Raw genomic sequence first — 19429 nt, forward strand, 5'->3', positions numbered from 1 at the left:
AGTGCCTTTCTCCTCCCTTAAAACTAAGTTTGTAACTATTCAAGTATAATGGTTGAAATCGGAGTGTACACAGTGCACCCAAGGCACTTATTCCGGTATATTTTCTCATCTTCCTGGATCGTGAAGTCAGAATATTCTAAAAAAGATTACAGCATATAAAGTTATGGAAACAAAACGTGTGCAAGTACAGTTTCGTTGGCTACTTCCAGCAGATCAATGTGATTTGCAGTTACCTCAGTATGAGACCATTGGCTCAGCAGGTCTCGATATCAGGGCTGCAGGAACAGAAGATGTGATGATTGAGCCTGGTGATATTGCTCTTATTTCCACAGGCTTTGCAGTGGCTATCCCAGTAGGTTATGAAATTCAGGTGCGACCTAGAAGTGGTCTGGCTGTGAAATATGGTATAACCCTGATCAATAGTCCGGGTACCATTGACTCTGATTATAGGGGAGAAGTTAAAGTTCCACTCATTAACCATGGTAAGCAAAGGTACACGGTTGTACGAGGGACACGTATTGCCCAGATGGTCCTGGCCCCTGTTGCACGAGCAGAGCTTATGGCGGTGGATGTACTGGATCTCACAGATCGTGGAACCGGTGGTTTTGGCCACACTGGAGTCTAGCATGCGATTTTCAGTTCTAGGAAGTGGCAGCAGAGGCAATGCGGTGTATGTGGAGAGTGGCAACACTTCGATTCTCATTGACGCTGGTTTTTCAGGTAAAGAAATGCAAAGGCGTATGGAGTCCATTAATCGGTGCCTCACAGACATTAATGCATTGTGCATAACCCATGAGCATAATGATCATATTTGTGGGGCAGGTGTGCTGTCTCGGCGTTATGAGATGCCCCTTATTATTAATGATCTGACACTGGAGTCAGCGTCTGCTAAACTTGGAAAACTAAGCGATACCACAATATGTTCAGTGGGGGAGGTTGTGGAGGTGGGCGAACTTCAGATTCGCTCCTTTCGTATTTCCCACGATACTGCAGACCCTGTAGGATATGTTATCTCAGATGGTGAGAAACGATTAGGCTATCTTACAGATACTGGCAAGGTGTCTCATCTGATGGCACAGCGGCTGCTCTCTTGCAATGGTATTATTTTAGAGTTTAACCATGATCTTGAAATGCTAAAATATGGGCCATATCCTCTCCCCTTGCAGCAAAGGGTCAGATCGAGTCGAGGGCATTTATCCAATGATGATGCAGCTGATTTCTTAAAAGATCTTATGGAGGGTTCAGTGAGGGAGGTGGTTCTTGCTCACCTCAGTGAAAAGAACAACACAGTAGAGTTGGCTAGAGAGGCCGCCGAGGGCAGCCTCAAATGTAATTCAGGTGTTAACCTGCATATTGCAACTCAAGATAGTGCAATGCCATTATTACAGCTCTAGCCCACATATTTCATGAAAGGCTATACCGTTTACTTCTTAGGTATATAAATTCTCTTGTCTTTAGCTATTTTAGGATTTGCCTTATAGAGGACAACAGTTTTACCTATTAGTTGCACCAGGGTGCTTCCTGTTCGTTCTGCAATTTCAACCGAAGCCTCATGTTTGTCGAGCCCACTGTTTTGTCCCAGCTTCACCTTTATGAGCTCATGGTGCTTTAATTCCTGGCTGGTCATGGTGATGAGTCCAGGGCTTAGGCCCTCTTTACCAACCTGAACGAGCGGGTTGAGTGGGTGGGCGAGTCCTTTGAGATACTGTTTCTGCTTGGTGCTGAGGGTTAGAGGCTCAGTCTTTTTGTTTTCTGACATCTTCTGTTGTTATTCCTTAATGTAAAATTACGGAGATCATTCTCGATCTGTCACGTATTGATTCTGTTTAAAAAAAAGCACCCTGTTATGTAAACAGGTTGCTCAGACAACATTACTACCCACCCGGTAAATGAGAAAATAAGCCGGGATACCTACCCTGTTTGTTATGACAGGTTTTTAAGACGAAGGCACTAATTAATAAGATTGGTAAATATTTCGTATCCTCCAACCCAGGTTCCAATGGATGAACCGAGACCGGTGAGGAGGAATACAAGAAATACACGCAAAAGCCGATTCTTCCACCATCCCTTAATAGTACTGACGTCATCGCCTGCGGTTTGGAATTCTTTAACCACGGGTGGACAGGTTAAAACCTGTACAAAGGCAGCTACATATCCTGCACCGATTACGGGAGTTAAACTTGTAATTGGAGCTGCCAGAAAGGAACTCAGGATGGTGAGAGGGTGTGCAAGCGCAAGAAGAGCACCTATGGAGCAGGGTACACCATTTGCAATGACCCAAAACAGCAGGTTTTCACCGGCAACTGAAGCACCTTTTTGACTGCCAATTACTACTAAAGATCCAATAATAAGAGCGGGAATTAACCAGCCGATGAACTTAAAAACTTTAGATACAGGTGGGATGCTGGTAATTTCTTCGAGTTTTGCCTTATTGTCCTCACTAAAGGCTTTTTTCATACCAGCAACGTGTCCAGCGCCTACCACGGCTACTATCCGCGTACCAAGGGATGACTTTATCTTCTCATTGAGATAGATATCCCTTTCATCGATGAGTACACGCTTTAGATCAGGAAGTGAACTCCCCATCTCGTCCATAAGCTCCGTCAGCACATCCTTTTGTTTTAACTCCTGTAACTTTTCTTCAGAAACCTCAGTTTTGTCAAAGGCACTGGCAAGAAGCGAGGTAAGGAGATACCCCTTCTTCCAAAATGAAGTGGATTTCCATGCTCTTCTGAGTGTGATGCGTACATCGCGGTCGCACAGACTAATGGGGATCTGTAATTTTTTTGCGGTATTTGCGGCCATCAAAAGTTCAGCACCGGGGGTGACCCCAAGTTTTCCACCTAATCTTTTTTGATAGGATCCCATCAAGAGTTGAACGAGCAGGGTGGAGAGTTGTTTGTTCTTTACAATGGTCTTGAGGTCAAGTTTTTCCCATTTTTTCTTCTGGGTAAGCGCTTGATATCGTTTGTCATCGAGCTCAATACATACACAGTCTGGCTTTTCCTGCTCAATGACTTGTTCGACCAGTTTGACAGATTCCTGCGATATATGTGCTGTTCCAACTATAATAAAGGTTCTGTCGTCCAGGGTTACTGTATGAACATCGCTTGAATATTCATGAGCTGGAATAGGTGTTTCACTCGTTAACATTGTATTATCTGCGGTCAAAAATTGATAAAGCTCCAAGTGGAGAAAGACGATTGACGATGAATAGTCTCAGCTGCAAGGTAGAGATCGTCATGTATTTCGTCATGTAGAAATATATGATATCGGAATACATAGAGGGCAAAGCCAGACTGGTTTTACCCTTTTTTAAGCTTTAGCGTTGATCCGGGATGAATCATATTTGATTTGAGATTATTCCATCGTTTTATGTCTCCGGTTGATGCGCTAAACCTACGGGAGATACTCCAGAGGGAATCTCCGTTTTTCACGTTGTAATAAAGAAAAAGTGTTTCACTATTTGCTGAAGGACGTTTTTTCTTATAGGGTCTCAAAACCGTGAGGTTTGAAGACGCATTCGTTCTGTTTTTGCCTGCAACAGTACGACTATTTTGAGGGCGTGATGATGAGTTCCCCTGGTCAATGTAAAGTGCGAGTTGCTGACCTTCGCGGATGCTATGAGCATTTTTTAAGCCGTTCCAGGCGACAATCATCTCTGCTGGAACCTTATACTTGTAAGAGATCTTCGAGATTGTTTCCCCACGCTTTATCCGGTGAAGAACAAGACTGTCTTTATAGGCAGCCATAGCATCGGTTGAGCCTTCAGGTAGCAGTCTATAGGTAATGGTACTATATGGAATACGAAGGTTGTGGCCCCGGGTCAGTTTGCTGCTTCGCAGATTATTGACCTTGAGTAGTGTTGTCTTGTTGACATCATATCGTTTGCAAATCTTATTGAGGGTGTCACCTTTTGCAATCTTATGGGTCTTGTATCCAGTCGTTGCAATACTGTGGAGGCGAGAGATGTTTTTCTTTGCAATCGCTAGACTATGTGCTGGAATTTTTACCTCGTAACGAGCCTTATTCCCAGGGGTTTTGCCACGTCTTAGCTCATGATTGAGAGTCTTTATCTCTTTCTCACTACTGTCGCTGATGAGTGCAACAGCACTAAGCGTCATGTTTGGACCAACTGTGATGGTGTCAAACTCAAGAGGCTGGTCATAGGCGATGTTGCTAAAGCCATATTTTTCAGGATCTTTAGCAATAACCAGAGCTGCAATCAGTTTTGGAACATAACGTTTGGTTTCAGTGCGAAGATGTTTTTTCGAGGCAAGAGCCCAAAAATTATCGACCTTATGTTTACGTAACCCATGACGAACTTTTCCAGGACCACCGTTGTAGGCAGCAACAGCAAGATGCCAGTCTCCAAACTCCTTATACAAATCAGAGAGATATGTAACAGCGGCCTTGGTGGACTTTACAGGGTCTCTTCGCTCATCGACATACTTGTCAACTTTGAGATTATACTGCCTGCCGGTACCTTTCATGAATTGCCAGAGCCCGACAGCTTTTGAGCGGGAATAGGCAAGTTCATAGTAGCCACTTTCGATCATGGAAAGATACATAAGATCAGTAGGTAAACCGGCTGCTAAAAGCTCTTTTTCCATGAGATCCTTATACTTACCGGACCTCGCTAACCAGCGGCCAAACTGTTTTTTCTGTTTGCCCTGAAAGAGCTTAAGATACATATCGACCTGTTTATTAAAGACTACAGGAAAATTGTATTGCACACCTTGCTCAGGCTGCTGTACAGCTGATTCAGCGGGAGGACTCCAGAGTCCAGTTAGGTCAAGTTCTTGCAGTTCCTCATTGAGGCACATTAGAGGCTCAAGGTTGACAAGGTCTTTGTCGTTTTCAGCGACCTCTGTAGAACTGTTTTCTTCAGTCAGTGCATCTTGAAAAAGATCCAGTCGGTCAATACTGGCGCAGCCTGAAACGAGAGAAATAAGAGCAAGAGAAAGGAATATCGAAGGGAAATGAACTGATTTTAAAGTCATCGTGTTATTTATAGGGTGGACTATTATCCACTTGATCAGTAAAAGACTGGTAAAGTCGAAACTCACATATTGAGTTATCCAAGTATACTTAGTACCTTAGAAATTCATTTTCTGTTTTGCTGAATGAATTTACAGAAGGTATGCATCCCGACTTGCTTCTTTTGTCGGGCCGGGTACAGTTATGAGTGTTTAACCTCAGAAAATAATTGACAACATTTAAACCCTAAGTCGTCCGCAATTGCAAGTTTTATAAGCTTTTGAGGGCTTATAACCTCTTTTTGAGCTCATTTTAGAGTCCTTTGTTTCAACAATTACTTAATTTCATGCTAAAAAAGTTATCTTTAACCATATTTTTTCTTTCATTTATTGCCGTTGGTGGTTTCGCCGGTTGGGTATATATGCTTGTTGTTGTAGAGCCAGGTACTGAAATCAGTCAGGAGAGTATAGAGCGAATACTAGGCAGGGAAAGCCATGTCTATTATAGCGATGGGGTTACAAAACTTGGAGTGTTTTTCGATACTGCCCATAGGCAATACGTTAAATACAGTGAGATACCTTCTTATTTTGTAAATGCCCTTGTGTCAGCTGAAGACGGTCGCTTTTTTGAGCATTTCGGTTTTGACCTTGGTGGTATTAGTCGTGCAATGATCAAAAATATTGAAGCAGGAAAGGTCGTGCAGGGCGGAAGTACTCTGACCCAACAGACAGCGAAAAATCTTTTTAAAAGAGAGGACCGCTCATATAAGGCAAAGCTCAAAGAACTTCTTTTTGCACTGCGTCTTGAGTACCATTATCCCAAGGAGAAGATTTTTGAGTTTTATGCAAATCAGTTCTATGTAAGTGGTAATGGTCATGGTCTTGGGGTTGCTGCACGCTATTACTTTGATAAGAAACCTTCGGAGCTTACCCTTGTTGAATGTGCCTTTATTGCTGGAAGTGTTAAGCGACCAAATTATTATAATCCTTTCATTAAAAAAACAGACGAAGGGGTCGAAAAAGCGAAACAGCGTGCCAAAACCAGACTTCGCTACGTTCTGGATAAAATGCGCGAAAGTGGTCGTATTGATAACTATGCGTACAATACGGCCCGTGCTTCTGAGATTGAGTTTCGTAAAGGTAAGGTGGGATTTGCCCTCGATTATACGATGGAGCTTGTCCGTGAGGCTGTGTCAACGACGGCTGTGCGTGAGGCTCTGGAAGCCCTTGATTTTGGAAATATCGCAACCTCGGGTGTGAAGGTTATCACAACGGTTGATAAGGGCTTGCAAAAAGAGACACTCTGTTCACTTAGAAGTGAACTTTCACGACTTGATGTTCGTTTACGCGGCTATAAGCGTGAAGAGGTTCAGGCCGAACTGGCCGCCCAAGAATATACCGGTGATAGTGCACTTTTTAAAGGCGCTTTCTTATTTGGTACAATTCAAACCATTGAAGGCAAGGGGAAAGATCTTGCTATAGAGGTGTTGTTCGATAAAAAGCTTGGGACCGGAACCATTGATTCAGAAGGGATTAAAAAACTGGTCCTGGCTGATACCAGGTATCGTAATAATCGTTGGTCTACTGCTGAAAAAAAAGATGCTGATATTCTCGTTAAACAGTTGCAGGCAGGTGACAGGGTTTGGGTGAGTGTGCGTGAGCTCACAGAAGCGTGGGAGCCGTCTCTTCTTAATCTTGAAAAATATCCGTTGGTACAGGGTGGGGCCATAGTTGTACAAAAAGGTAAGATAAAGAGTATTGCAGGTGGTAGTGAAAATCGCTTTTTTAATCGTGCAATCCATGCCAAGCGGACAATGGGGTCAGCCTTTAAGCCTCTTGTTTATGCTGCTGCCCTTCAACTTGGTTGGAATAGTGCTGATCCGCTTAAGAATTCCAGGGATCTTTTTGTTTTCCACGGTAAACCCTATTTCCCAAGACCGGATCATGTCAGTCCCCATGAATGGGTTTCCATGAGCTGGGCTGGAGTTCATTCTGAAAATGTTGCATCAGTGTGGTTGCTTGCAAATCTTTGTGACAAGCTTTCTCCTGCTGAATTTCATGAGGTCGCTGAAAAAGTAGGGCTTACTCCCAGGGTTGTTGATGGTGAGCAGGAGCCATATCGATCCTTTCGTAATCGCATTCGTGACAGGTATGGAATCAATGTTAACAAGAAAGCACTGCATCAGGCTGCGTATGAGCAGGCTGTGAAAAATCTTGAAACCGATTTTATCTTTGATGATCTGGTTGAAGAATATAAGGTTTTAAAAGACTTGGATTATGGAAGGGATTATGAGATTTTTGCAAAAGATATCGACACTTCCATTAGACAGGAAAAAAGTCGCAAGAGGGCTCGGGAGAGAACCATTAATGAACTGATTCTTCGAAAGTCCCTATTAAAAAACAACTATCTTGCGCTGGGACAACTAGATAATGAGCTTAACAATTTACGATCAGAGATCGATAAGATTGTTGACCATCCCTTTCCTGATCTTAGACTTGTTTCTCTTCCTGAGTCGGGTGCGGCACTCTATGTCAATGAACTGAGCAATACGTTCTATTTCCTTTCAGCTAAGGCAGAGACTGAAGGATTGACGCGGATTCAGCTCAGAGATCTTGTTGGTTATCTTGGGCATCAGGGAAGCTACCAGCGAAATGAGTTTTGGGAACAGGTGAGTCTGGATAAAACCCTAAGTGCACTTGCCTATAAAAAGACAAAAGTTCAGGTTGAGTATGAGTATCAAAAATTACTGGACCAGCTTCCCTATGATTTTGAAGTCCTCGCTCAAATTGATGACTTTAGGATAACAGTTGGATTGTTTTATCTGAAAAAACTGTCAAGGGAGCTTGGTATAAACAGTAAGCTTGACGCGGTACTCTCATTTCCCCTGGGCTCCAATGTGATCACACTCTTTGAGGCGACACGGATGTATGAAGGACTTGTCTCGGGCAGCGTTACTACATTTACGGAAGAGGGGCAGGATGAAGAAAATGACACTCTTGCCATAATTGACAGGATTGAATCCTCAGATGGTCGCATCCTGTATCAACCATTTGGAAATGAAAAAAAGGTTATTGATAAAAAGACCAGTCTCGCCCTCGGGGGTATACTTGAAAATATCGTTAAATTTGGTACAGGCAGGGCTGCAAATAAAATTGTAAAATTCAAAGGGGCAGAGAAGGACGAGGGATCAAAAGAGGTTGTCGATCCAATTGAAGAGCTTGATCTTTCTGTACCGCTTCTTGGAAAAACAGGAACCGCTAATGATTACACAAATGCCTCATTTCTTGGTTATATGCCAGAAGTTGCAGCAGACGGTGTTGCAATGTCACTGACTGGCGGATATGCCATCGGTGTCTATGCAGGTTATGATGATAATAGTCCTATGCGCAGGAGAAGTAGTCGTATAAGTGGTTCAGCGGGGGCTCTTCCTACCTGGAGTGCCATAGCAAATGCCCTTATAGTTGAGCAGGATTACACAAGTAAACTTGATCCGGTGGATTTGTCGTTTTATGGTCTGGCCATAAAACGACCAGAAGAAGGTCAGGTTAATGTGGGAGTCGATGCTGAGGCTGGAGGGCTTGTTATCGAACCCTATACCCCTGTAAGTGAGCTTTCACGGTATACTCCTGCTATCCTAACCTTTGGGAAAAAAAGTGCAGCCGGACGGTTTGTATACGAAAGAAGCTTTGATCCATATTGGAAAAATAGTGGAGAAGCTGTACAGTAGATCGAGAATTTGTCGATGTTTACACTTAACTGGAATTACAGCAGATTGGAAAGTAGGCCTTGTAGCTCTCTATATGTTCGGTCTATGTATGCTTTTGGTCGCAAAACTACATTCTGGAATGTACAATTCACTTCGGATGACTCCTTTTTAATTACTGTTTATCCGAAGTAAGGCACTAATTATTGAAACAGAGTGGCTGCCAGGTTGCTCGTATCCCACTAAAGCTTGAGATTAATTATGAAAAAACATGTATGGAAGATTGCTCTTTCACTCTGTGTTGTAAGTATGGGCGGTTGTGCTATCCCTGAACAACCAAAAGTTACCCCGCCACCTGCTGTGGCCACGACTACCTATCAGGTCCCTGTTACTACAACTCCTACTGATACCAGTGTTGTAAAAACTGTTACACAGCCGCGTTATCTCGATGTTGGTATTGATTCGGATGATATGATTGTGGAAGAAGATATTGAGGTGGTTCTTCCGTCAATGGTATATGTGAATGATCGAATTTTTGAATACGGCAGAAAACTTGACAAATGGAAGCAGCTTGATGCCAAATCCGTAGGAATGGATGTGGGCGAGGACGAGGCAGCAGTAATGGTTCGTTGCTTTAGACGACTGCAAAATGTTCTTAACGGCTACAGTGACCTGCGCAGTAAAATGCTCCAGGCTCAGAAAATTTCCACTGCTGAACAGATCAGCGGCTCCGACCTCTTCCAGCTTCAGACTGCCGATATTGAGTTTCTGGAAGGAATTTGCGGTGGGTTGGTCTCAGAGTCAGAAGATGAGAGTGCTGGTTGGAATGCCAGAGAAGAAGGCGCTGATCTATCAAAACTTGAGACCCTCATTGATCGCTACGATGAGAGCCGTGAGTATGAAGAGGTTATTCAGGTCTGGTTACAGATTCCTGCCTTTCAGATTCCAAGAGTTCACGTGAGAGCCAAGATTAAGTACGGTAATGCTCTTATGTATCTGCATCAGGAGCAAAAGGCCACTGAGGTATACCGAGAAGTGGTGGATCAGATGTCAGATTCAGATGAGCAGGCAACTGACCTTGTCTCTTTAAGAAAGATACTTGCAGATCTGTATACCGCAGCGGGAGATTATAAATCTGCTGAAATTCAGTATAAGAAGATTTCTGAGGATTATGAGAATCTAGGGCGACTCGAAGAGTGGTCAAAATTACAACTATCTATTCTTGATCGATCCTTAGATGATAGTCCGGAACTCACAGAATACTCTGGTATGCTTCGAAATTATCTTGGTTTTATCCCAGATCAGGACGGATATGAAATTGTTTGGCAGGCGGATAAGTTTTTAACCAACTATCCATATTCTCCAGTTGCATCAAATGTTGATTTTATCCGGGAGTCAGCACTTATGAGAGCTGATGACTGGTTCAATACATTCATTGCAGAAGTGGATACACTTGGAGCTGAAAAGAAATTTGATGAGGCTCTGGAATTGCTTGAAACCATGCCCACAGAAATTATTGATGCTGACAAACAGCTTCAGGTACGCGGTAAAAATGAAGAGCTGTTACTTGCTGCCGCCGTTGAAAAAGAAACTGATAAAATGGCTCTTATGCAGGAGTTACAGCATCAGTGGAACAACGGTATGCTGCTTGTTAAGGGGGAGAGATTTGATGAGGCCATTGATGTCTTTACCAACCTTCTTGACAGTGAGTATGGAGTAAAGGCGGAGAATAAAATTCAAGAAATTTCCCTGCAGGCTGCAAAAGCAGACAGAAAGAAGGCGGCAGGGTTATTTATCAGGTTTACTAAAACCACAGACCTTGAGAGTCGTAAGACACTACTGATAGAATCAAGACAGATGCTTCGGGATATCCTGGTAAAGTATCCTGATACAGAGATAATTCCAAAGGTTCTTGGCAATATTGAAAGGGTGGAGCAGGAGATGAACCTCATCGATCCAAATCTTATCAACATTGCTGATCAGCAGGCTCAGGAGATTAAAATGGATGGAATTGATAGTGCATTTAACAGTACAATGATGCAGCAGGACGCTACGAATGTGCCTGTGGTAGAAACACTCCTTGATGATGGGCGTTGATACTGTACGGAATTATCTATGGTAACCCCATGGCAATGAACAGGGCCACCGAACTTCGGTGGCCCTGTTTTTTTAGGGCTTGAGTTGTACTCTGAGTAAGCCCTCTTCAACCCCAATGGAATCCACACCGTCTGCAAAGGCTTTCCAGAACCCTTCATCTGAACCAAATTCTTTTACCAGATCGATGTTTTTCAGCCCGCCAAGCCAACTGTTTGGCATGGGAACCCCCATAAGACTGACTCCTTTTAGTTTTACCACTGGTCGTCCCTGTCTGTAGGCCAGTTCTGCACCAGCCTTTACCTTAAACGTTTTCCCGCCAAGCATCGGGAAATCAGGATCAAGCGGGATGAGTAATTTGACACTCACCATATCTTGAGCAAGGTCGATGGCAAGCTTGTCTGACAGGTCTGTATTTTTTGCAACCATGGCATTGATTTCCCGTTCAGTGAAATCAACCATTCTCGCACTGTCGTCCTCTGTGTATTTTTCAGGGGCTAGTGTACCAGGAGTTTGAGTTTGGTTGTTATGTGATGTTGTGTCACCAAAACCTTCAAAGATTGCAAGTTTAGTTTCGAGTTGATGCTCTTCTTTTTCTGTCAGTGTGACGGGATCAAAGGGCGGCGGAAAAAGTAAAATCTTTATGGCAAAAACAGTTCCGATCGCGGTGATAAGCATTGCAAGGGCAACGACGCCCAGGGTTTGCATAACACTGAAACCGGTTGCTTTGGCTGGTGGCTGACTTGGTATTTGACTTGGTATCTGACTCGGTGTTTGTTGGTCCATTGATACGTCCTGTTCTTTGGGGGATGAAAGAGGTAAATTGCCAAAAAATAATTGATATATAGTATATACCATAATATTTGAATTCATCATTTTAATAGAATTGGTCACGTTAAATTGTATTTCTGGGTGTGTGCTCTTTTGGGCAGACGTATAGACGTAAGGCACTAAGATGTCATCTCTTGGAGGAGATTCCATGGAAAAGAAAATTCTTGTTCCCTTAGGCGAAGGTTTTGAAATGCTCGAAGCCTTGAGTGTTGTTGATGTGTTTCGTAGAGTTGGTGCTTTAGTTGATCTGGCCTCCGTTATGGATGCTCTTACTGTGACATCTTCCCACGGTGTCCCTGTGATCACACAAAAAAACATCACCGAGTGTGTGAACGTAGACTATGACCTGATTGTTTTACCAGGTGGGATTCCTGGCTCTGAAAACCTTGCGAAGTCGGAACCTTTACAGAAGTTACTGCAGCATCAAAATGATGCCGGTCGTTTATACGGAGCCATATGTGCCGCTCCTGCACTGGTGCTTGGCAGCCAGGGATTACTTGAGGGTAAGGATGCAACCTGCCACCCAATGTTTATTGAAAAACTTCCTTCCCAGGACCACAGCGCAGAACGTGTCGTTTTTGATAAGAACTGCGTCACCGCAAATGGTGCCGGAGCTTCAATAGAGTTTTCTCTTGCCCTTTTGGAAATTGTTATGGGAGCTGATAAAAGAAAAGAAGTTGAACAGCAAATGGCTATTGTCTAACCCCGATGAACGGGATAAGTACCTTGTCAATTACTCGAAACAATGAATTTACCCCAACTCAGTTTCTCGGAGTCTACGCTACCTTTCTTTTATAGCAGGTTTTCCTGAGTAAGGTACTAATATGCGAGAGTAAGTGTCTATCTATATATAGCCGGACACTTATTCTCATTAACTGTGGCCGTTATCTAAGGAATGGGCGAGAAGATCTTCCAAAGAGACAAACATAAGAGTTGCTTCATGGGTGGCGAGCAGGTTTACATGGGGGGCTGCATCGTTTTCAAGAGCTTCTTTCCAGCGGGAAGCACAGAGGCACCACCTGTCTCCAGGCTTTAATCCTTCAAAACCGGCAAAGGGCATGGGAGTAGACAGATCGTTACCCTTTTCTTTTGAAAATTTTAAAAATTCCTCGGTGACCTGTACGCAGACGGCATGGATGCCAAAATCATTATCGGTTACCTTGCAGTTACCTTCCCGGGTAAAACCTGTCATGGGATTAGTGCTGCAGATTTCAAGCGGGGTTCCAAGCACATTTTTATGTACGGTCATAGGTCACCTTTGTTACGTTAGATGATACATTATTTATAACAAGTTACAAAAACAGTAAGAAAACCGATGGAAAAGGCAAATTAATTTTAAAACCTTATTCCTGAAAAGCTGTAAAAAACTATAGGTTCAAAGTGTATTGTGAAGGTAAGTATTAAGGGATTTACACCTTTCAAGGAACTACTGTACTGAATCTTGGCCATTTTAGGTCTGTTGGGGATAGAATAGGTCAGCCCTTAATAATTTTACCGAGTAATTTATAGGTAAATCCCCACAGGTAATAGTCCTGGAGAGGAAAGGAGGGGAAAACGCGCCCTGGAACCATTTCAGTCTCCTCGTGGGCGGAGGGGTTTGTGAATTCTGTCTCCTTCACCCAAACACTATTTACAACTTCAGATGTATCAAGAACGATTTTTGGAGGGCTAGGCAGTGAAAAGAGATAGGGCTGAACCCATAACAGCAGCTGGAGATTTTGACCTGCGGCCTCAGGTTGAAGGGTTTGTATCAGTTGACTCCGGTCAAGTTCTATTCCGGTTTCTTCTTTGGTTTCGCGCAGGCAGGTATCAAAAAGTGTAGTGTCGTAGGACTCTTTTCTGCCGCCAGGAAAAGAAAAATGCCCTGACCAGGGATCATTAGGATGCGAGGCTCTACGAAGCAGAAGATAGCTGGGGGTAGGCTCTTCACAACGGATAATCGCAACGGCAGCAGTGGCTTGGATATTCGGATTTTTCATTAAGAGCGCCTAAATTAATAAAATACGTTTTATAAACTCCATTTGGAATTGTTACTCTGTTTCCTGACAAAAGCAAGAGAGCTGTTACTGTGGTAACTACTTTAACACAAGATAAGGGTGAGGTGATATGATGAAACACAACGTAATTGTATTCAAACAATATCCATTTAGTGTTGGTGATAAAATTCGAATTGAAGATGGCAGGCGTAAAGGAGACTGGGAGGTGGCAGCCATTGAAGAGCATAAGGTGGTTCTTCGTTGTCCAATATCTAAAAAAGAATTTTCCTGGAATAAGTTCTGCTATCTCAGCAGTGAAGAAAAAGATGTTGCCTGGCCCCAGGCCGATTAATCTATGTGCCTTGTTTTTGTAGCATACAACTGCACATCCTCCCATAGGTTTGTTATTGCAGCCAATCGAGATGAGTACAGATCGCGATCTACGGCTCCTTTGGGGTATATTGATACTGAGCAAACCATCCTGGGAGGGCGAGATCTCCAGGCTGGAGGGATGTGGCTCGGGGTTACAAAATCTGGCAAAATTGCAGCCATCACCAATTTTAGAGATGGTGTGATCGCACAGCCAGAGCAACCGTCGAGGGGCGATATTGTATATGACTACCTTCGTGGTAACGATTCGGCAATATATGCCATGGAAGGGTTGTCAAAAAAATCCCATAAATATGGTGGTTTTAATGTTTTATTTGGAGATGATAGCGAGCTTGTATATTTCTCTAATAGACAAAACGAAGTGAGAATATTAAAACCGGGATTTTATGGGTTATGTAACCATCTCCTTGATACTCCATGGCCTAAGGTTACCCGTGGCAAAGAGTTGTTAAAAGATGAAATGTGCAGAGAAGGCGGAGTGGATGCGGGGCGTATCACTCACGTGCTAACAGACGATGAAGTACCTGCGGATAATCTCTTACCTGAGACTGGCATTGGTTTAACTTTTGAGCGGTTTCTGAGTCCTATCTTCATCGATGGACCAGATTACGGGACAAGATCATCGGCAGTGGTGGAAGTTGGCCATAAGGGAGATGTATTTTTTACAGAAATCAGTTACATACATGGGCCAGATTCTAGTAGTGTCTCGTCTCAATTGGAGATGGGTTTTGGTAAATAGAAGTGTAGTCGCAAATGTTGTTTTTAATATTATGTAAAGGAGCATACGTCATAATGAGTGAAGAAAAGAAAACCAGTGTCACCATACTCTTACCGGCAGGTCGCCTGCCTCTAAGCATTATGGCTGAAGCCCATAAGATTGCAGCGAAGCATGACCTGAAGGTGTATCTGTCAAATGCGCAAAATTTAAGACTTGCTGGTATCAATGAGAGCATAGTTGATGAGGTAAAGACCGGTCTGGCAGCTCTTGGTGCTGACTTTAAGGCTAAGGGTAAGTTTCCTTTACCCAAGGTGTGTGAGGGAAGGGACCATTGCAATCTTGGAGCCACCGATACAGAGGGTTTAAGTGCAAAGATCGTCGATCGATTTTCTGGTCGCACACATACCAAGCCAAAGTTTAAGATTTCTATTTCTGGTTGTACCTTATGCTGCTCTGGTGCAAAGCTTGCGGATATCGGAATAGTTGGTACAAAGGAAGGTTTTGAAATGTACGCTGGTGGAAAGGGTGGTTCTTTTCCAAAGGTGGGTGTTCGTATCGGCAGAAAGCTTGGGGAAGATGATGTCCTGACAATGGTTGAAACCCTTGTTGAATTTCACGATAAAAAGACAGAGAAGAAGCAGCGATTTTTTAAACTGCTCAGCGATCCTGAATTTCCATACCCCGTAGTGTAATGGCCTCTGTTCTTCTATTGATTTATTAGATTTTTTACTATGGATCACACAACGTCCGGGAGAATCACATGGTTCTCCCGGACGCTGTTGTTTTGTGCACCAGGGCTTGTTTATTGGGTGTTTGTGGGTGTCAGTGTCGGTGCCTCTAAAACTGGGTTTTTGAGGGCTTCTATTAAGGGTGCTGGATTAAAGTAGTTGCTGAGTAGATTCTCGTTTTCTTGAAGAACAGGCCATGATTTACCAGCAATTTTCTTTGCGACTTCAGTATATCCGCACTCAAGTTTCACATAGGTTCCTGCTGCCCGTATAAGAGCCTGGAGGAGCAGTTTGTAATTCCCACCAGCGTCGTACCAGGCGTGCTCTAAAACTTCATGTACCTCAAAGTATAATTTTTGATTCCAGAGGATCACGGCTTGCTCAATAGGCTCTTGTTCCACATGGATACTATCAAGGGCCAGTGTAAAGCGTTCATATCGAACCTCCAGATAGTTACGATAGTGGGGGGCAAGATCCTGTTTTCGATAGGATGCCACAACACTTGTCAGCTCAGTTGTCTCACCTGTTTCGATGGCGGTTGCAAGGGCTGATGACATCGCGTTTCTCATATCCCTGCTGAAACGGTCTTCAAATGGATTAAATGTCTCATTTTCCATGGAGTTCTCGCCTTAAGTTTTAACTGGGACAGGCTTCTCATGTTGTCTCTTTTTCATTACATAATAGAGTACAGGTACAGCCATGCGGCTGATAAGTAGTGAGGCAATCTCTCCAAACATAAGGGATATTGCAAGGCCTTGAAAAATAGGATCAGCCAAAATAACAGAGGCTCCAATAATTACCGCAAGGGCAGTCAGAAGCATTGGCCTAAAACGAATGGCTCCTGCATCCACCACGGCCTTATCCAGTGGCTCCCCCTCACGAAGACGTAATTCTATAAAATCCACCAGGATGATCGAATTTCGTACAACAATTCCGGCCCCTGCCATAAATCCGATCATTGAAGTTGCCGTGAAAAATGCGCCAAAGCCCCAGTGTGCCGGTAATATCCCGATAAGGGAGAAGGGGATGGCCGCCATCACAACAAGCGGCGTGACATAGTTTTTAAACCAGCCAACCATGAGCATGTATATAAGTACCATAACCACGCAAAAGGCAAGGCCAAGGTCTCTGAATACTTCAAGGGTTATGTGCCATTCCCCATCCCACTTCATAGAAGGCTCGAATTCACTAAATGGCTGATTAAGATTATAGAGTTCGATATGCTCTGTTGTGCCCCCAAATTGTTTGGCGGAAAGAGCCTTGATCTTTTCATTCATCTCAAAAATTGCATAGACCGGGCTTTCAACTGTATCGGCAACATCGGCGGTAACGTAGATGACCGGCTTGAGGTTTTTGCGGTAGATTGGCTGTTCAACAGACTGCTCTGAGACTATGACAAGTTCGCGAAGAGGAATAAGCGGGGAATCGTCGCGGTTTTGACCTCTGAGGGAAATATTAAGGATGGATTCCACCCGAGCCTTAAGTGCAGCAGGAAGTTCCAAAACTATATTCACTGCCTCTTTTTCCTGGGGCTGGTGGTAAAGGTCAAAAGAGTAACCGCCAACAGCAGTTTTAATGGCACTGGTAATCTGTTTTTCGGAGATTCCGCTTAGGGCCGCTTTTTCTTTGTCTACTGTAATGATTTTTCGTACCCTGTCTGTTTCCCTGAACCAGTCGACATCCACTACACCTTCTGTGGAGGTGAGGATATTTTTAACCTCCGTAGCTAAGGCGATACGGTCAGCATCAGTTGGCCCATATATCTCAGCTACAAGGGTTTGCAGTACTGGCGGGCCTGGCGGAACTTCAGCTACAGCGACAGTTGCTCCATGTTGCTTTGCTATTTGAGCCAGAGCTGGTCGTACCCTGGTGGCAATGTCATGGCTCTGCAGGGACCGTGCATGCTTTGGAAGCAAGTTGACCTGGATGTCTGCAACAGTGGGGCCACTTCTCAGAAAGTAATGACGTACTAAACCGTTGAAGTTGTATGGAGATGCCGCACCTACATAGATCTGGTAATCAGTGACAGTGGGCTCATTTTTTATAACAGCACCCATCTCAAGGGCTACCTGAGCAGTTTTTTCAAGGGTTGATCCCTCAGGCATATCGAGAATGACCTGGAATTCGCTTTTATTATCAAAGGGTAGCATCTTCACCTTCACCTGACCAAAATAGAACATGGAACAGGTGGCGAGAAGCATGAGAGTGATGACGGAGAAAAAGGCCATTCTCCATCCGGCATGAGCCAGGAGTGGGTCCATTATTTTGTGGTAGATTCTGGTGAACCAGTCATCCGGAGCTACTTCTTCAGAATCACCTTTTGGTTGTTGTTTCTTTAAGATATGGGTTGCAGCCCATGGTGTAACGGTAAAGGCAATAATAAGCGAAAAGATCATGGCAGCCGAGGATCCAATGGGGATTGGTCGCATATATGGTCCCATGAGACCACCCACAAAGGCCATGGGGAGGATGGCTGCAATAACTGCCCAGGTGGCAAGGATTGTTGGATTGCCTACCTCAGCAACTGCCTCAATGGCAACCTCAGTTCGCGGACGTCCTGAATTTTTCGGTAATCTGAGATGGCGAACGATGTTCTCAACCACAACTATTGCATCATCAACCAGTATGCCGATGGAGAAGATCAGGGCAAAGAGAGTGATTCGGTTGAGTGTATATCCGTATAAAAAGAAGACCAGAAGGGTAAGTGCAAGAGTTGAGGGGATTGCCAGCATAACAACAACGGATTCCCTCCATCCAAGAAAAAATAAGATGAGCAGTGCCACGCCAAAAACAGCAATACCCATATGCAGGAGCAGTTCATTGGATTTCTCAGATGCTGTAGCCCCATAATTTCGTGTAATCGATACTGTGATGTCAGTTGGAATAACTCTCCCTTTTAAGACCTCGATCTTTTTTGTGACATCATCCACCACAGAGACAGCATTGGCTCCAGGGCGTTTAGCAACTGAAATGGTAACAGCAGCTGCAGGATAACCACCACTCTTATCTCCATACAAAACGTAATTGGATGGTTCCTCCGGACCATCAGCGATGGCGGCGACGTCACTCAAGTACACCGGTTTGCCTCCATACACGCCGACAACTATCCGACCGACCTCAGTTACTGATTCAAGAAAGGTTCCGGTCTGTAACTGAATGTTTTGGTTGAGCGATTTAAGATCTCCTGAGTAGATTTGACTGTTAACCGCCTGAACTTTTCCTGCAAGATCGTTGACCGTGAGATTTCTGGCGGCAAGGGCTATGGGGTCAAATTGAATACTCAACTCTCTTTTTGTTCCGCCAATGATTTTGGTTTCTGCAACTTCGCTTATGTTTTTAATGGAATCGTCAATCTCTGATGCGACCCGTCTGAGGGTGAAGTGATCATAACCTTCGCCATGTAGGGTGAGTGCCATTATGGGTACGTCATCAATGGTATGGGGCTTTATAAGAGGCGGTGATACGGTATGGGGAATACGGTCGAAGTTTGTTGCTAGTTTTTGATTAAGGCGGACAATAGAATTTTCCAGATTTTCACCAACGTAAAAACGGACTACGAGCAGTGTTTTTCCAGACATGGAGGTGGAGTAGATATATTCAACCCCCGGCAATTCATAGAGCAACTTCTCCATGGGGATGGTGAGGCTCTGTTCGATTTCTTTGGGCGTTGCTCCAGGCATACCCACCATGACATCGATCATGGGAACTTTTATCTGTGGTTCCTCTTCACGGGGAAGAAGAGTAATTGCAAGAAATCCTAAAAGAAGGGAAGCGATGATTCCAAGTGGGGTGAGCTTAGAGGAGATAAAGGCTCTGGCTAACCTTCCTGCAAAACCATTTGTATCTGTTGAAGAGTTCATAGCACTGTTGTTTAAAGTATTTATGAAAATTTAGAAAACGTTACCCGCTTGAGCCTTTTGCAAAAATAGGCTTTTCGTTCAAGATTGAGGTTTGTGATACATTTTACCACAGGCATATAGTTTATATGGCGAGGATAAAATTTTGAATA

General features: G+C 43.9%; 16 protein-coding genes. 8 read left to right on the top strand and 8 right to left on the bottom strand.

Annotated features, from left to right (window positions below; translation table 11 throughout):
- The first annotated feature begins 163 nt into the window (after nt 1–163).
- Together dut and ACX6CI_RS04670 are read left to right on the top strand one after the other, a co-directional pair.
- Nucleotides 164–625: a dUTP diphosphatase gene (gene dut, locus ACX6CI_RS04665; RefSeq protein ID WP_458777009.1), complete on the top strand. Its 462-nt coding sequence runs from the start codon at nt 164–166 to the stop codon at nt 623–625.
- A gap of 1 nt (nt 626) precedes the next feature.
- A complete protein-coding gene (locus ACX6CI_RS04670; RefSeq protein WP_458777010.1) occupies nt 627–1394 on the top strand; it encodes an MBL fold metallo-hydrolase in 768 nt (255 codons plus the stop codon).
- A gap of 29 nt (nt 1395–1423) precedes the next feature.
- Here the strand turns inward: ACX6CI_RS04670 and yhbY are convergent, their stop codons facing one another.
- The 3 genes from yhbY to ACX6CI_RS04685 all read right to left on the bottom strand — a co-directional run bounded on the left by yhbY (nt 1424) and on the right by ACX6CI_RS04685 (nt 5003).
- Entirely contained in the window at nt 1424–1759 is a 336-nt protein-coding gene (yhbY, locus tag ACX6CI_RS04675) for a ribosome assembly RNA-binding protein YhbY (protein ID WP_458777011.1), read from the bottom strand.
- A gap of 191 nt (nt 1760–1950) precedes the next feature.
- Complete coding sequence (locus ACX6CI_RS04680; protein WP_458777012.1) at nt 1951–3153, bottom strand: TraB/GumN family protein; 1203 nt, start codon at nt 3151–3153, stop codon at nt 1951–1953.
- 152 nt (nt 3154–3305) lie between these two features.
- Entirely contained in the window at nt 3306–5003 is a 1698-nt protein-coding gene (locus ACX6CI_RS04685) for a LysM peptidoglycan-binding domain-containing protein (RefSeq protein ID WP_458777013.1), read from the bottom strand.
- Between the two features lie 323 nt (nt 5004–5326).
- Here ACX6CI_RS04685 and ACX6CI_RS04690 point away from each other — a divergent pair, with 323 nt between their 5' ends.
- Both ACX6CI_RS04690 and ACX6CI_RS04695 read left to right on the top strand, forming a co-directional pair.
- Nucleotides 5327–8707, top strand: a complete 3381-nt coding sequence (locus ACX6CI_RS04690) for a transglycosylase domain-containing protein (protein WP_458777014.1) — start codon at nt 5327–5329, stop codon at nt 8705–8707.
- A 237-nt stretch (nt 8708–8944) separates the two neighbouring features.
- The gene (locus ACX6CI_RS04695; protein WP_458777015.1) at nt 8945–10780 is read left to right on the top strand and encodes a tetratricopeptide repeat protein; all 1836 of its coding nucleotides are present in this window, start codon (nt 8945–8947) and stop codon (nt 10778–10780) included.
- Between the two features lie 72 nt (nt 10781–10852).
- On the opposite strand, the gene ACX6CI_RS04700 is transcribed toward ACX6CI_RS04695, so the two are convergent.
- On the bottom strand, nt 10853–11563 hold the full coding sequence (locus ACX6CI_RS04700) for an arginine N-succinyltransferase (RefSeq protein ID WP_458777016.1): 711 nt from the start codon (nt 11561–11563) through the stop codon (nt 10853–10855).
- A gap of 193 nt (nt 11564–11756) precedes the next feature.
- Between ACX6CI_RS04700 and ACX6CI_RS04705 the strand changes: the two genes are divergently transcribed.
- Nucleotides 11757–12311, top strand: coding sequence for a DJ-1 family glyoxalase III (locus ACX6CI_RS04705; protein ID WP_458777017.1), 555 nt, complete (start codon nt 11757–11759; stop codon nt 12309–12311).
- Nucleotides 12312–12479: 168 nt separating this feature from the next.
- On the opposite strand, the gene ACX6CI_RS04710 is transcribed toward ACX6CI_RS04705, so the two are convergent.
- Both ACX6CI_RS04710 and ACX6CI_RS04715 read right to left on the bottom strand, forming a co-directional pair.
- Nucleotides 12480–12857 (bottom strand): DUF2237 family protein, encoded by a 378-nt coding sequence (locus ACX6CI_RS04710; RefSeq protein ID WP_458777018.1) that lies wholly within the window; start codon nt 12855–12857, stop codon nt 12480–12482.
- Nucleotides 12858–13083: 226 nt separating this feature from the next.
- Complete coding sequence (locus ACX6CI_RS04715; protein ID WP_458777019.1) at nt 13084–13587, bottom strand: NUDIX hydrolase; 504 nt, start codon at nt 13585–13587, stop codon at nt 13084–13086.
- 127 nt (nt 13588–13714) lie between these two features.
- Between ACX6CI_RS04715 and ACX6CI_RS04720 the strand changes: the two genes are divergently transcribed.
- Genes ACX6CI_RS04720 through ACX6CI_RS04730 form a run of 3 tightly spaced genes read left to right on the top strand, consistent with a single transcriptional unit; the run spans nt 13715 to nt 15384 of the window.
- Nucleotides 13715–13936: a hypothetical protein gene (locus ACX6CI_RS04720; RefSeq protein ID WP_458777020.1), complete on the top strand. Its 222-nt coding sequence runs from the start codon at nt 13715–13717 to the stop codon at nt 13934–13936.
- A 3-nt stretch (nt 13937–13939) separates the two neighbouring features.
- On the top strand, nt 13940–14713 hold the full coding sequence (locus ACX6CI_RS04725) for an NRDE family protein (RefSeq protein ID WP_458777021.1): 774 nt from the start codon (nt 13940–13942) through the stop codon (nt 14711–14713).
- 53 nt (nt 14714–14766) lie between these two features.
- Nucleotides 14767–15384, top strand: a complete 618-nt coding sequence (locus tag ACX6CI_RS04730) for a nitrite reductase (protein WP_458777022.1) — start codon at nt 14767–14769, stop codon at nt 15382–15384.
- 110 nt (nt 15385–15494) lie between these two features.
- Here the strand turns inward: ACX6CI_RS04730 and ACX6CI_RS04735 are convergent, their stop codons facing one another.
- Nucleotides 15495–16037, bottom strand: coding sequence for a DUF309 domain-containing protein (locus ACX6CI_RS04735; RefSeq protein ID WP_458777023.1), 543 nt, complete (start codon nt 16035–16037; stop codon nt 15495–15497).
- Nucleotides 16038–16049: 12 nt separating this feature from the next.
- Nucleotides 16050–19280, bottom strand: coding sequence for an efflux RND transporter permease subunit (locus ACX6CI_RS04740; protein ID WP_458777024.1), 3231 nt, complete (start codon nt 19278–19280; stop codon nt 16050–16052).
- Between the last annotated feature and the right edge of the window lie 149 nt (nt 19281–19429).

Source organism: Desulforhopalus glucosivorans, from assembly GCF_054397165.1.